Source organism: Brenneria tiliae, assembly GCF_023347575.1.
Taxonomy (GTDB): Bacteria; Pseudomonadota; Gammaproteobacteria; order Enterobacterales; family Enterobacteriaceae; genus Brenneria; species Brenneria corticis.
In genome coordinates this window covers 36,169-48,281 of sequence record NZ_JAKPCB010000085.1, presented here as the reverse complement: position 1 = coordinate 48,281, position 12,113 = coordinate 36,169, and the positions used below count along the sequence as shown (strand labels likewise).

Sequence of the window (12,113 nt, the reverse complement as noted above, 5' to 3'; positions counted from 1 at the left end):
AGCCAATGATTATAGAGAAGATTTATTCAAATAAACCCGCCATCTAACAGCTAAAAGGCGGGTAATTTACCGCTTTAACGATGTGTTGCTCCGTATCGCTTGCTTACCGCACTCCGGCCGTGATTGATGCGTCGAACCCAGGCCAGCACCCGCCATATACGAGTGATTGACCATAAATAACCAATGAACGCCGCCACAAATGCGCTTAACATCATAGACTCTGTTACGCCGTTGCGCTCGCCAATGATGCCGATTGTCGCAAATAAAATCGCCACGCTGACAATAGCAACCAGCGTCTGCCGTGGCGTTAACCCGCCGCGCATCAATATATGATGCAAATGTTCACGGTCGGGTTTAAACGGGCTACTACCTTTGCGAATACGGCGCACCATAACGGCGACCATATCCATCAGGGGGAGCGCGATAAACCATAGCGCCGTAACCGGCCTTATTACCGCCCCCTCGCCCTGGGTCGCCAGCACCAATAGCCAGATTACCGTAAAACCAATCAGCGTGCTGCCCGCATCGCCCATAAATACCTTAAATTTTGCCCCCAGTGGAATGCCCAGGTTAAGCAAAATATAAGGTAACGTAGCAGCCAGCAAACATAGACTCCACTGAGCCAGTTCGTGATGTCCGCCAAGATAAAAAACCACCGCCAGCGCGCCGAAGGTTACGCAGGAAAGCGCCCCCAGTAAGCCATCGATACCGTCAGCCATATTAAAGGCGTTGATGGCGCCCCATACGGCAAACAGCGTAACGGCATAGCCGATAACGCCTAAAAACAGCTCGCGACTAAACAGGATATTTCCCAACGAGACCAGATACAACCCGGCATACATCATCATGCCGGCGACAAGCGCCTGTATTGCAATACGGGGTAATACGGGAAGATCAAAGCGGTCATCCAGTACGCCAACAATCAGCAGCACGCTGGCGCAGACCATATAGACGGGGAATTCAGGTAACCATTCAGGATGGAGCGCATATAAAACCCACAGCGCCAGATAGATGGAAATACCGCCAACATAGGGGATATGCCCGTGATGGTGCTTTCGTGCGTCGGGCTTATCCACCAACCCTACTTTTATTGCGGCCTTTCTTGCAAAGAATAGCGCAACAAATGCGCTGATGAAGATAACCGTAAATTCCTGCATTTTCGCACCACCATCAACCGTTATAAGTATGCAGCATCAGACACGCTACCGCCCTTGGCTTTTAGCAACCAATGCGCTGTAAAAGTACGGGATACCATCCTGCTGGCGTAGGGTTTGGGTCCGTAGTTCACACGAGACGTGTGACATTTATATGTTTATCAAAGGCTGTAGTGGGGTTAACAAAAAACTAACAACCTTGTTTTTTTAAAAAAAGTGACCCTCATTACAAAAACTGAATTTTGTACTCCCATAGTATTGACGAGTAATTGCAGAGCACAAGGATAAGATGTTTTAAGAAGAGTTTTTCAGAATAAGACTACGCGCATCCCTGTCCATGTTGCCTCCATTAGCATAAAACACCGGCTTAAAGAATAAAGTCAGTATGTTTTAAGGTGAATTTTAGTAAAGATGGTAATCTATGCATGATGCAATCATTGTTACATCCAGACATATTCTAGGCACGCTTTGCCAATACTTCAAACGTTACGCGCCATGGCGGAGACATAAAGCTGAAAAGTGCATAAAAAAGCGGCCAACTGGTCAAATATAAGACCGAATATGGTTGTTGAGGTTGGTTATTCCTGCGGGCGGCTCGCGGCGAGTAACCTGGAGACTTTTTGATAACAATGCGTTAGCTTTTGGTGGATCGCTGGGTGAGGATACTGTGTCAAGGATTTGTCTTTGCGGGGGTATCTCTTGGATTCGGAGTTGCCGGCGGATGCAGGTCCCCGCCAACTGATGCGGGGATGACGGGAGGGGGATGCGCGGGGATGACGAGAGGGATTCGCGGGGATGATGGGAAGGGATGCGCGGGGATAATGGGAAGGGATGCGCGGGGATGACGGGAGGGGATTCGCGGGGATGACGGGAGAGGGATTCGCGGGGAATGACAGTGGTAGTATTTCGCAGGGAGAGCGCTGGTTTACGCCGCTTGCGCATAGCGCCCTGCCGTTGTGGTAACAAATACCCATACACAAATTCTGGTTCATCAGCGTTTGCCCTGCTACGCTAGCGGGCGTCATATGTAAATAAAGGTGAAATAATAAGTATGGAGTGGATCGCAGATCCAACGATATGGGCCGGTTTGGCCACGCTCGTCGTATTGGAACTGGTGCTGGGAATCGACAATCTCGTCTTTATTGCCATTCTGGCCGAAAAATTACCTAAACAAGAAAGAGATAAAGCCCGCGTTGTCGGCCTGTTGCTGGCGCTGGTGATGCGGCTGATTTTATTGTCGTCCATTTCCTGGCTCGTATCCCTGACTACCCCCCTCTTCACCCTGCTCGGACATTCATTCAGCGCGCGCGATGTCATTATGCTGGTGGGCGGCGTGTTCCTGTTATTTAAAGCGACCATGGAGCTCAACGAGCGCCTGGAAGGCAAGGATCAGGAGCAGCATGCGCAGCGCAAAGGGGCGCGTTTCTGGCCCGTGGTGGCGCAAATCGTCGTTCTGGACGCCATTTTCTCGCTTGATTCGGTGATCACCGCCGTCGGTATGACGGACCACTTATTAGTGATGATGTCTGCGGTGACGATTGCCATCTTCCTGATGCTGTTGGCCAGTAAACCGCTGACCCGCTTTGTCGGCGAACATCCGACCATTGTTATTTTGTGTCTGAGCTTTCTGCTGATGATTGGTTTCAGCCTGGTCGCGGATGCATTTGGCTACCATATTCCCAAGGGATATCTCTACGCCGCCATTGGCTTCTCGGTAGTTATTGAACTGCTGAATCAGGTATCACAGTTTAACCGCCGGCGTTTTCTTTCCTCTTCCGTTCCCCTGCGTCAACGCACCGCCGAGGTTGTGCTGCGTATTTTGCGCGGCGATCATGACGAAGCCGAACTGGATAACCAGACGTCCTCGATGATTGCGGATAACGCGCACGCCGGCCAGGAGGTTTTCAACCAGCAGGAACGCCGCATGATAGAACGCGTTCTTGGTATGGCGCAGCGCACCATCAGCAGTATTATGACGTCCCGCCACGACATCGACCCTGTCGAGCTTAATACCTCGCAGCAGGAATTGGCGCAGATATTAAAAACCAATCAGCATACCCGGCTGGTTATTGCCGATAGCGATACCTCGGATGAGCTGCTGGGGATCGTGAATGTCACCGACCTGTTACAGCAACAGCTTAACCATGAGCCTTTTGATCTGCGTATTCTGATGCGTCAGCCGCTGGTGTTTCCCGAACAGCTTTCGCTGCTACAGGCTCTCGATCAATTCAGGGAGGCGCGTACCCACTTTGGATTTGTCGTTGATGAATTCGGTTCGGTGGAAGGCATCGTCACCTTAAGCGACGTGATGGAAACCATTGCCGGTAATCTGCCATTGGCGGGAGAAGAACTGGATGCCCGCCATGACATTCAGCAGAATGCGGACGGTAGCTGGACGGCAAACGGTTATATTCCGCTGGAAGATCTGACCATGTACGTTCCGCTGACACTGGATGAAAAGCGCGAATACTATACGCTGGCAGGGTTACTGATGGAGCACTCCCAACGGATCCCGCAGGCCGGCGATACCTTGTCCATCGACGGTTATCAGTTCAAAATTTTAACGGTGGAAAGCCATCGTATCGTCAAGGTGTTGATCACCCCGAACAGCGAGCAGCAATCTGACTTCGAGGTCTGATTATGTCGCCGCCATCGTTCCCATTTCAACTACGCTGGCGGCGCTGACCTGAATCATTTCTCCCGGCAGGCTTGTCACAACGCCTTCGCTTATCAGCCTTATTGTTGCCTATATAGGAAACCTCTTGGTTATATCCTATAATGTTTCTTATATAGGCAACATCGGTGGGGGAAATGATGAGTAATAGAATAGCGATAGGCCAAAAAATTGCCGATGCGCGGAAGAGCATGGGAAAAACGCAACAACAAATGGCCGATATCACCGGTATTGTCAAAACGACGCTATCCAAAATAGAAAATGGCCGTTTTACAGGTTCCCTCGACATACTGGAGCGGTATCTGGAGTCTGTCGGCCTACAACTCAGCGCTGAACCCAAAAGATGAGGGGTATAGTGATGAATGATAAGATCGTTTCAGTATTGAGAAAGGCCCTGCCTGATATCAAGATTATTTATCTTTTTGGTTCTCAGGCTAGCGGTCAAGCCAGAGCTGACAGCGATGTTGATGTTGCGATTATGGCAGAAAAGCGGTTGGAGCCTGTCGCTCGGTGGGAATTATCCAATCAACTGGCAAAAACATTGCATCGTGATGTTGACCTTGTTGACCTCCTGCAAGCCTCGACCGTATTGCGGATAGAAATTATCCGTAACGGTAGGTTGCTTTATCAACAGGAAGATGAAGCAGAGAAATTTGAAATGACCGCGCTTTCCATGTATCAACATTTACAAAGAGAACGCGCTCATATCATCACCAGCTTTCAACAGAGCCTGAAAAAATGAACGATATTTTGCTCAACAAAAGCGCGACAATCCGCAGATGCGTACGGCGAATTAAAGAAGAGTTTGACGGTGAAGAGCTATTCAAACGCAACTTTACCAAGCAGGATTCAATCATTCTTAATCTACAGCGTGCCTGTGAAGCGGCCATTGATATGGCCAATTACCTCATTCGCCGCCGGCAATTAGGCATACCGCAAAGCAGCCGGGACAGCTTTTCGTTGCTCGCGACACACGGCATCATACCCAACGAACTATCCGACAATCTGCAGAAGATAGTGGGTTTACGCAATATAGCAGTACATGATTATCAGGCCCTGAATATAGATATCGTGATTTACGTTATCCAGAATCGGTTAGGTGATTTTGAGGACTTCATTAAAGAGATAGCCCGGAACACCCAGACTGATTCTTGATGCTGGCTCGCAAACTTCCGCCACCCGCTGCAAACGCATAAGATTTTCCCAGAGCGCCTTTGCACAATCTTGCCCTGGCCGTTTTTTCTTTGCCGCGCGTCGTTATCATCGTCGTCAGGAAGAAATACTGCGATGGACCGCATGAAAACTCACGACGCGCTATTTAAAACCTACCTCAGTAATATCGAAGTCGCCCGCGACTTTCTTACTATCCACCTGCCGCCGCATATTGGTGAAATCTGCGATTTCAGTACGCTGAGGCTCGAAGCAACCTCGTTTACCGATGAAACGCTGCGTACCCGTATGTCCGATATGCTCTATTCGCTGCAAACCCAACAGGGCGCCGCCTATATCTACTGTCTGATCGAACATCAGAGCACGCCCGACCGGCTGATGGCCTTCCGCCTGTTGCGTTACTGTCTGAACGCCATGCAGTCGCATCTGGAGCAAGGCAATAAAAATCTGCCGCTGGTCGTTCCCCTGCTGTTTTACCATGGCAGCCAAACACCCTATCCCTATAGCCTGCGCTGGCTTGACCACTTTGACCATCCGTCGCTGGCCGAAAGGATATACGGTCAGCCTTTCCCGCTAATCGACCTCACCGTCATCCCCGATGACGAAATCAAAACCCATCGCAAGGCGGCGCTGCTGGAACTGGTACAAAAACATATCCGCCAGCGGGACATACTGGAACTGGTCCAGGATATCGGGTTATTATTTAGTCAATGGGCGCCGCCCCCTGAACTGCGAAAGGCGTTACTGGTTTATATTATTAAATCCGGCAATACTCGCTCAGTGCCGCATTTCACCCAGGTCTTAACGGAAACACTGCCTCAGCACCGGGAGGAAATTATGACCATCGCACAGCAACTGGAACAGATTGGTTTTAAAAAGGGGATGCAGCAGGGAATCAAAACCAGTACCCGGCAAATCGCCCGCCAATTACTGCTCAAAGGCATGGATAAAGAGACCGTGCAGCAAATCACCGGGCTTACGCCTGAAGAAGTGGCGCAGTTGGCTGAAAAAGAGTAATGGGACTGCCATCTTGTAGCCCTCAGTGCATAAGCAGGCATCTCACGATAACCAACGCGTTGCTTCATAAACACATCCCTGGGGGAGCGTAATAACACCAACCAGATATTTGGGCCGGCATCGCAAACTTCCGCTCGCCTCTGCAAACGCATAAGATTTTCCCAGAGCGCCTTTGCACAATCTTGCCCTGGTCATTTTTTCTTTGCCGCGCGTCGTTATCATCGTCGTCAGGAAGAAATACTGCGATGGACCGCATGAAAACTCACGACGCGCTATTTAAAACCTACCTCAGTAATATCGAAGTCGCCCGCGACTTTCTTACTATCCACCTGCCGCCGCATATTGGTGAAATCTGCGATCTCAGTACGCTGAGGCTCGAAGCAACCTCGTTTACCGATGAAACGCTGCGTACCCGTATGTCCGATATGCTCTATTCGCTGCAAACGCAGCAGGGCACCACCTATATCTACTGTCTGATCGAACACCAGAGCACGCCCGACCGGCTGATGGCCTTCCGCCTGTTGCGTTACTGTCTGAACGCCATGCAGTCGCATCTGGAGCAAGGCAATAAAAATCTGCCGCTGGTCGTTCCCCTGCTGTTTTACCATGGCAGCCAAACACCCTATCCCTATAGCCTGCGCTGGCTTGACCACTTTGACCATCCGTCGCTGGCCGAAAGGATATACGGTCAGCCTTTCCCGCTAATCGACCTCACCGTCATTCCCGATGACGAAATCAAAACTCACCGCAAGGCGGCGCTGCTGGAACTGGTACAAAAACATATCCGCCAGCGGGACATACTGGAACTGGTTCAGGATATCGGGTTATTATTTAGTCAATGGGCGCCGCCCCCTGAACTGCGAAAGGCGTTACTGGTTTACATTATTAAATCCGGCAATACTCGCTCAGTGCCGCATTTCACCCAGGTCTTAACGGAAACACTACCTCAGCACCGGGAGGAAATTATGACCATCGCACAGCAACTGGAACAGATTGGTTTTAAAAAGGGGATGCAGCAGGGAATGGAGAAAGGTATAGAAAAGGGCATGGAAAAAGGAATCAAAACCAGTACCCGACAAATCGCCCGCCAATTACTGCTCAAAGGCATGGATAAAGAGACCGTGCAGCAAATTACCGGGCTTACGCCCGAGGAAGTGGCTCGGTTGGCTGAAAAAGAGTAATGGGACTGCCATCTTGTAGCCCTCAGTGCATAAGCAGGCATCTCACGATAACCAACGCGTTGCTTCATAAACACATCCCTGGGGGAGCGTAATAACACCAACCAGATATTTGGGCCGGCATCGCAAACTTCCGCCACCCGCTGCAAACGCATAAGATTTTCCCAGAGCGCCTTTGCACAATCTTGCCCTGGCCGTTTTTTCTTTGCCGCGCGTCGTTATCATCGTCGTCAGGAAGAAATACTGCGATGGACCGCATGAAAACTCACGACGCGCTATTTAAAACCTACCTCAGTAATATCGAAGTCGCCCGCGACTTTCTTACTATCCACCTGCCGCCGCATATTGGTGAAATCTGCGATCTCAGTACGCTGAGGCTCGAAGCAACCTCGTTTACCGATGAAACGCTGCGTACCCGTATGTCCGATATGCTCTATTCGCTGCAAACGCAGCAGGGCACCACCTATATCTACTGTCTGATCGAACACCAGAGCACGCCCGACCGGCTGATGGCCTTCCGCCTGTTGCGTTACTGTCTGAACGCCATGCAGTCGCATCTGGAGCAAGGCAATAAAAATCTGCCGCTGGTCGTTCCCCTGCTGTTTTACCATGGCAGCCAAACACCCTATCCCTATAGCCTGCGCTGGCTTGACCACTTTGACCATCCGTCGCTGGCCGAAAGGATATACGGTCAGCCTTTCCCGCTAATCGACCTCACCGTCATCCCCGATGACGAAATCAAAACCCATCGCAAGGCGGCGCTGCTGGAACTGGTACAAAAACATATCCGCCAGCGGGACATACTGGAACTGGTCCAGGATATCGGGTTATTATTTAGTCAATGGGCGCCGCCCCCTGAACTGCGAAAGGCGTTACTGGTTTATATTATTAAATCCGGCAATACTCGCTCAGTGCCGCATTTCACCCAGGTCTTAACGGAAACACTGCCTCAGCACCGGGAGGAAATTATGACCATCGCACAGCAACTGGAACAGATTGGTTTTAAAAAGGGGATGCAGCAGGGGATGCAGCAGGGAATCGAGAAAGGTATAGAAAAGGGCATGGAAAAAGGAATCAAAACCAGTACCCGGCAAATCGCCCGCCAATTACTGCTCAAAGGCATGGATAAAGAAACCGTGCAGCAAATCACCGGGCTTACGCCTGAAGAAGTGGCGCAGTTGGCTGAAAAAGAGTAGTTAGATTGCTTGACCAAGTTCGGAGATTTGCCATTAATGACCCCCTCCCGGCCTCCCCCTTTCCAGGGGGAGGAGCTACCCCAAAAATGCTGGAATACGCTGCTTTAAAGCCGATCGAGCAGTTGTTTCAGATCCTTACCTTTCTGGCTTTGCTGGTTCTTATCCGCCCACTGGTTTAAGCGCTTTTTCATCTCATTCTGCAAGCGCTTGCGCAGCAGTTGATCTACCTGCAACTGATAATTCAGCTTGTCCCACGAACCGTATAGCCGTAACGGAATCGCCGTATCCCGCAGTACCTCGATCAGCTGCTCATCGCCCTGCCAGCCATCGGTAACCCGCACGTTCAGGTTGGTATCGCAGGTTCTCGCCGGGAGGTCAATCTGCCCGGCCCCGGTCAGCGCCAGGAATTCAGAGCTGCCGCTCAGTTCATTTATCTTTAGCTTGCCGGCGTTCAACTGAATGTTTGCCGTCAACTGCCGGACTTCGGTATAGCGTTCGTAGCGTTCCTGACCCCGCACGCTGTTGCTGCTGCGCGCGACGGCCATCTGCACCATCTGCTGAATGTTCAATCCGTGGAAACGCAGATTGCGGGCTTGCAGCGCCGCGCTCCCCCGCCACTGCTGCGTCAAGGCCGGCAGTGTAAAGGCATCGCCGCCGAACTCGCCGCGCATGGAGAGCTTACCGCTCAGGCTTTCCGGCAAGGCAAATGCCGCCGTCAGCGGTGCGATATCGATATTATTCAATTCCGGTTGCAGCGTGATGGCGGGAGACGCGGTGATATCCATCTTGCCCGGCAGAGAAAAATGCCCCTCCCCCAATTTTCCACTCAGCGTGGCGATATTCAGCAGCCCCTGCTGATTGGTCGCCTGCACGGTAAACTGGTTAATGTTAAGCCCGCGATAAATCAATGATTCCGCCTGCAATGACAAACGCGCCGTGAATTCCTGTAGAGGACTCTCGCCGGGTTTCACCGCGCTTTTAGCAGAGATAACCGGCTTGCCCGCTTTAACCTGAGCAGGTGAGGAACCGTGCTCTACGCCAAGCTTGATGCCGAGCAGAGCATCCAAATCGAGCTTGTCGGACTTCAAATCCAGTACATAGTCGGGAATATCGCCAAGCGCGGCGCTGCCGCTTCCCGTCAGTTGACTCTCATTGGCGCTCAGCGCCAGCTGGCTTAGGGTAATCTTTTCAGGCTGGCGCTGATAGCTGACCTGCAAGCTGCCGCTGCCGGTAATGCCGCCCGCCGGAATGTCCGCCCCCTGAATCTGGTAATCCAGCTTCTCAATATTCGCATTGACCTGCTGCGGGAAATGCAGCATATCCAGATCGGCGGACAGCGAGACAGCGATATCCCGCTGATCGCGATTGACGCGGCTGGACAGCTCGATGCTCACCTGACGGTCGCCGTCCTGCTCCATTAATAGGTTGATATCGCGAACGTTTATTTGCTCATTGTCGTTGCGTTGCAGAATCAGCAGACTGTCCGCAACCCTTAACTTATCAATATCCAGCTTCCAGCCTTGCGTCTCGGCGGGCGCCGGCGAACCTGGCGGGGCGATGGGGGCGTTGCCGGTGGATTTAGCTTCGCTTTCCGGCGTCAGCCGAATAACCGCGCCTTTCAGCATCACCTGCTTGACGGCGAGCTTATGGGAGAGAAGCGGCCAGAGTTTAACATCCAGACGCATGTTTTCGGCGCTGACCAGCGGCGCGGTCGCGCCCGGCGCGCTCAGCGACATGCCGCCGGAGAGAATGCTCAGCTGCGGCCAGACATGCCAGCGCAGTTCGCCATCCAGCCGCAGCTGATAGCCGCTGCGATCCTCGACCTGCCTGACCATATAAGCGCGAAAGTCATTGGGATTAACCAGCACCACCAGCGCCGTCATTCCTGCCACCAGCACAACAAGCAGAATCGCCAGTGTCGTCAGAAATCTTCTCATGCCATCCTCATTGTCATTCGCCTACGGCAGCAATCAGTCAGTCTTTGTCGATGCGGCTCGCCACTGCGCCCTGCTGATCTTTATATTTGGCATCCTGACGGCGGTTGTACGGGCGGGCCGCCGGCCCCGAAAGCGGCTCAAAACTCAGCGCGCCAATCATCATGCCGGGGCGTAGCGCCAACGGCAACTTACCTGAATTATAGAACTCCAGCACAATTCTTCCCTGCCAACCGGGATCGATACGATGCGCGGTAACGTGAACCATTAACCCTAAACGCGCCAGCGAGGAGCGTCCGTCAAGCCAGCCCACCAGATTATCCGGCAAGGTTACCGACTCCAGCGTGACCGCCAGCGCCAGCTCGCCCGGATGCAGAAAGAAGGCTTCGCCTTCCGGCAGATTGATTTCATCGCTCATTACGCGATCCAGCGCCGCGCTGACCTCATCCTTCGGCCCGCTTAAATCAATAAAGGCCGCGGTGTGTCCTCTGAAGACCCGAAACTGATTGCCTAAACGGACATCGACGGTCGCGCCATTAATTCTTTCTGTTGGCGGACGGGGCGTAATTGATAACCGGCCGTCATCCAGCCAGGCTTCAATATCACGATCACACAGTCTCATTTTTTCTCCACTCGAATCGGTAATGGGTAAAAAAGCCCAAAAAGATTATTCAAAGAACTGGCTTATCTTGGCTTTCAGAATATCAATCGCAATACGGTTTTTGCCGCCGCGCGGTACAATAATATCGGCATATTGTTTGGATGGCTCGATGAATTGCAGGAACATCGGGCGTACCGTTTTCTGGTACTGCTCCATCACCGAGTCCATGGAACGGCCGCGCTCGTTGACATCGCGGCGCATACGGCGCATCAGGCAGATATCCAGCGGGGTATCGACAAAAATGGAAAAATTCATCTCGTCGCGCAGGCGGGCTTCGGTCAATAGCAGAATACCTTCCAGAATAACGACCTTCTTCGGCTCAAGATGCACCGTTTCCCGCATCCGGGTATGTTCAACATAGCTATAGAGGGGAAGTTCTATCGCCTGGCCGGCTTTTAACATTTGCAGATGCGTTAGCAGCAGGCTGTGATCCATGGCGCTGGGATGGTCGTAATTCGTTTTGACCCGTTCTTCCATCGTCAGATGGCTTTGATCTTTGTAGTAACTGTCTTCGGGTATCACACCAATATGTTCGTCACCAACCTGGTCACGCAATTCACGGTATAACGTGCTGGAAATAAGACTTTTACCGGAAGCAGACGCACCCGCTATCCCGATGATGACACACTGATGAGACTTATCAGTCATGGTAATTAACGACCTGATTAACATAAAAAAGAGAGGGATACACCAATGGTGCTGCGACGCGGCAATTATAAGGAGTTAGCGCTGTTCGCGCCAGCCTTTCCACCACTGAGAGGAGGCAGTTCAGCAACTCTGAGCCTCCAGTGAAAGTAGGTCTCCGCCTACCGCGTGGGGATGACAATGGTAAAACACGCGGATGACCGGTGGTAAAATAAGCACCGCAGTCAAGTCCTTCTCCTCCGTCGTTCCCGCGCAAGCGGGAATCTCTGGGACTCCGAGTCGCCAGCGAAAAGCAGATCCCTGCCTACGGCCGCAGGGATGACGGAGAAGAGGTTGGGATGACGGAGAAGAGGTTGGGATGACGGAGAGGAGGTTGGGATGACGGAGAGGAGGTTGGGATGACGGAGAGGAATCGGGGCGACGTAGAGGAGATGGAACTCCGGAGAGGGAACGCCGCCTTTCCCCATCCGTCATTCCCGCAGGT

The 12,113-nt window shown here is 52.1% G+C and carries 11 protein-coding genes; 7 read left to right on the top strand and 4 right to left on the bottom strand.

What is annotated here, in order from left to right:
- Window positions 1-74: 74 nt before the first annotated feature.
- Window positions 75-1,157, bottom strand: coding sequence for a UDP-N-acetylglucosamine--undecaprenyl-phosphate N-acetylglucosaminephosphotransferase (gene wecA, locus MFP24_RS02215; RefSeq protein WP_249228975.1), 1,083 nt, complete (start codon window positions 1,155-1,157; stop codon window positions 75-77).
- Between the two features lie 1,048 nt (window positions 1,158-2,205).
- On the opposite strand from wecA, the gene MFP24_RS02210 reads away from it, so the two are divergent.
- The 7 genes from MFP24_RS02210 to MFP24_RS02180 all read left to right on the top strand — a co-directional run bounded on the left by MFP24_RS02210 (window position 2,206) and on the right by MFP24_RS02180 (window position 8,389).
- A complete protein-coding gene (locus MFP24_RS02210) occupies window positions 2,206-3,792 on the top strand; it encodes a TerC family protein (RefSeq protein ID WP_249228974.1) in 1,587 nt (528 codons plus the stop codon).
- 173 nt (window positions 3,793-3,965) lie between these two features.
- Entirely contained in the window at window positions 3,966-4,175 is a 210-nt protein-coding gene (locus MFP24_RS02205; RefSeq protein WP_249228973.1) for a helix-turn-helix domain-containing protein, read from the top strand.
- An 11-nt stretch (window positions 4,176-4,186) separates the two neighbouring features.
- Window positions 4,187-4,570 (top strand): type VII toxin-antitoxin system MntA family adenylyltransferase antitoxin, encoded by a 384-nt coding sequence (gene mntA, locus MFP24_RS02200; RefSeq protein WP_249228972.1) that lies wholly within the window; start codon window positions 4,187-4,189, stop codon window positions 4,568-4,570.
- Entirely contained in the window at window positions 4,567-4,983 is a 417-nt protein-coding gene (hepT, locus tag MFP24_RS02195; RefSeq protein ID WP_249228971.1) for a type VII toxin-antitoxin system HepT family RNase toxin, read from the top strand. The genes mntA and hepT overlap by 4 nt, the downstream gene beginning before the upstream one ends.
- Window positions 4,984-5,115: 132 nt before the next feature.
- On the top strand, window positions 5,116-6,015 hold the full coding sequence (locus MFP24_RS02190; RefSeq protein WP_249228970.1) for an Rpn family recombination-promoting nuclease/putative transposase: 900 nt from the start codon (window positions 5,116-5,118) through the stop codon (window positions 6,013-6,015).
- 245 nt (window positions 6,016-6,260) lie between these two features.
- Window positions 6,261-7,196 (top strand): Rpn family recombination-promoting nuclease/putative transposase, encoded by a 936-nt coding sequence (locus tag MFP24_RS02185; protein ID WP_249228969.1) that lies wholly within the window; start codon window positions 6,261-6,263, stop codon window positions 7,194-7,196.
- Between the two features lie 245 nt (window positions 7,197-7,441).
- Window positions 7,442-8,389 (top strand): Rpn family recombination-promoting nuclease/putative transposase, encoded by a 948-nt coding sequence (locus tag MFP24_RS02180; RefSeq protein ID WP_249228968.1) that lies wholly within the window; start codon window positions 7,442-7,444, stop codon window positions 8,387-8,389.
- Between the two features lie 104 nt (window positions 8,390-8,493).
- Here the strand turns inward: MFP24_RS02180 and asmA are convergent, their stop codons facing one another.
- Genes asmA through udk form a run of 3 tightly spaced genes read right to left on the bottom strand, consistent with a single transcriptional unit; the run spans window position 8,494 to window position 11,632 of the window.
- Complete coding sequence (gene asmA / locus MFP24_RS02175) at window positions 8,494-10,326, bottom strand: outer membrane assembly protein AsmA (protein WP_249228967.1); 1,833 nt, start codon at window positions 10,324-10,326, stop codon at window positions 8,494-8,496.
- Window positions 10,327-10,363: 37 nt separating this feature from the next.
- Window positions 10,364-10,945 carry a dCTP deaminase gene (gene dcd / locus MFP24_RS02170; RefSeq protein WP_009113730.1) on the bottom strand — a complete coding sequence of 194 codons (582 nt, stop codon included), beginning with the start codon at window positions 10,943-10,945 and terminating at the stop codon, window positions 10,364-10,366.
- Window positions 10,946-10,990: 45 nt separating this feature from the next.
- Entirely contained in the window at window positions 10,991-11,632 is a 642-nt protein-coding gene (udk, locus tag MFP24_RS02165) for a uridine kinase (protein ID WP_249228966.1), read from the bottom strand.
- Window positions 11,633-12,113 lie beyond the last annotated feature (481 nt).

What these genes read in the sequence shown, in the direction of transcription:
- wecA (WP_249228975.1), bottom strand. Translation starts at nt 1,157, where the DNA reads ATGCAGGAATTTACGGTTATCTTCATCAGCGCATTTGTTGCGCTATTC.
- MFP24_RS02210 (WP_249228974.1), top strand. Translation starts at nt 2,206, where the DNA reads ATGGAGTGGATCGCAGATCCAACGATATGGGCCGGTTTGGCCACGCTC.
- MFP24_RS02205 (WP_249228973.1), top strand. Translation starts at nt 3,966, where the DNA reads ATGATGAGTAATAGAATAGCGATAGGCCAAAAAATTGCCGATGCGCGG.
- mntA (WP_249228972.1), top strand. Translation starts at nt 4,187, where the DNA reads ATGAATGATAAGATCGTTTCAGTATTGAGAAAGGCCCTGCCTGATATC.
- hepT (WP_249228971.1), top strand. Translation starts at nt 4,567, where the DNA reads ATGAACGATATTTTGCTCAACAAAAGCGCGACAATCCGCAGATGCGTA.
- MFP24_RS02190 (WP_249228970.1), top strand. Translation starts at nt 5,116, where the DNA reads ATGGACCGCATGAAAACTCACGACGCGCTATTTAAAACCTACCTCAGT.
- MFP24_RS02185 (WP_249228969.1), top strand. Translation starts at nt 6,261, where the DNA reads ATGGACCGCATGAAAACTCACGACGCGCTATTTAAAACCTACCTCAGT.
- MFP24_RS02180 (WP_249228968.1), top strand. Translation starts at nt 7,442, where the DNA reads ATGGACCGCATGAAAACTCACGACGCGCTATTTAAAACCTACCTCAGT.
- asmA (WP_249228967.1), bottom strand. Translation starts at nt 10,326, where the DNA reads ATGAGAAGATTTCTGACGACACTGGCGATTCTGCTTGTTGTGCTGGTG.
- dcd (WP_009113730.1), bottom strand. Translation starts at nt 10,945, where the DNA reads ATGAGACTGTGTGATCGTGATATTGAAGCCTGGCTGGATGACGGCCGG.
- udk (WP_249228966.1), bottom strand. Translation starts at nt 11,632, where the DNA reads ATGACTGATAAGTCTCATCAGTGTGTCATCATCGGGATAGCGGGTGCG.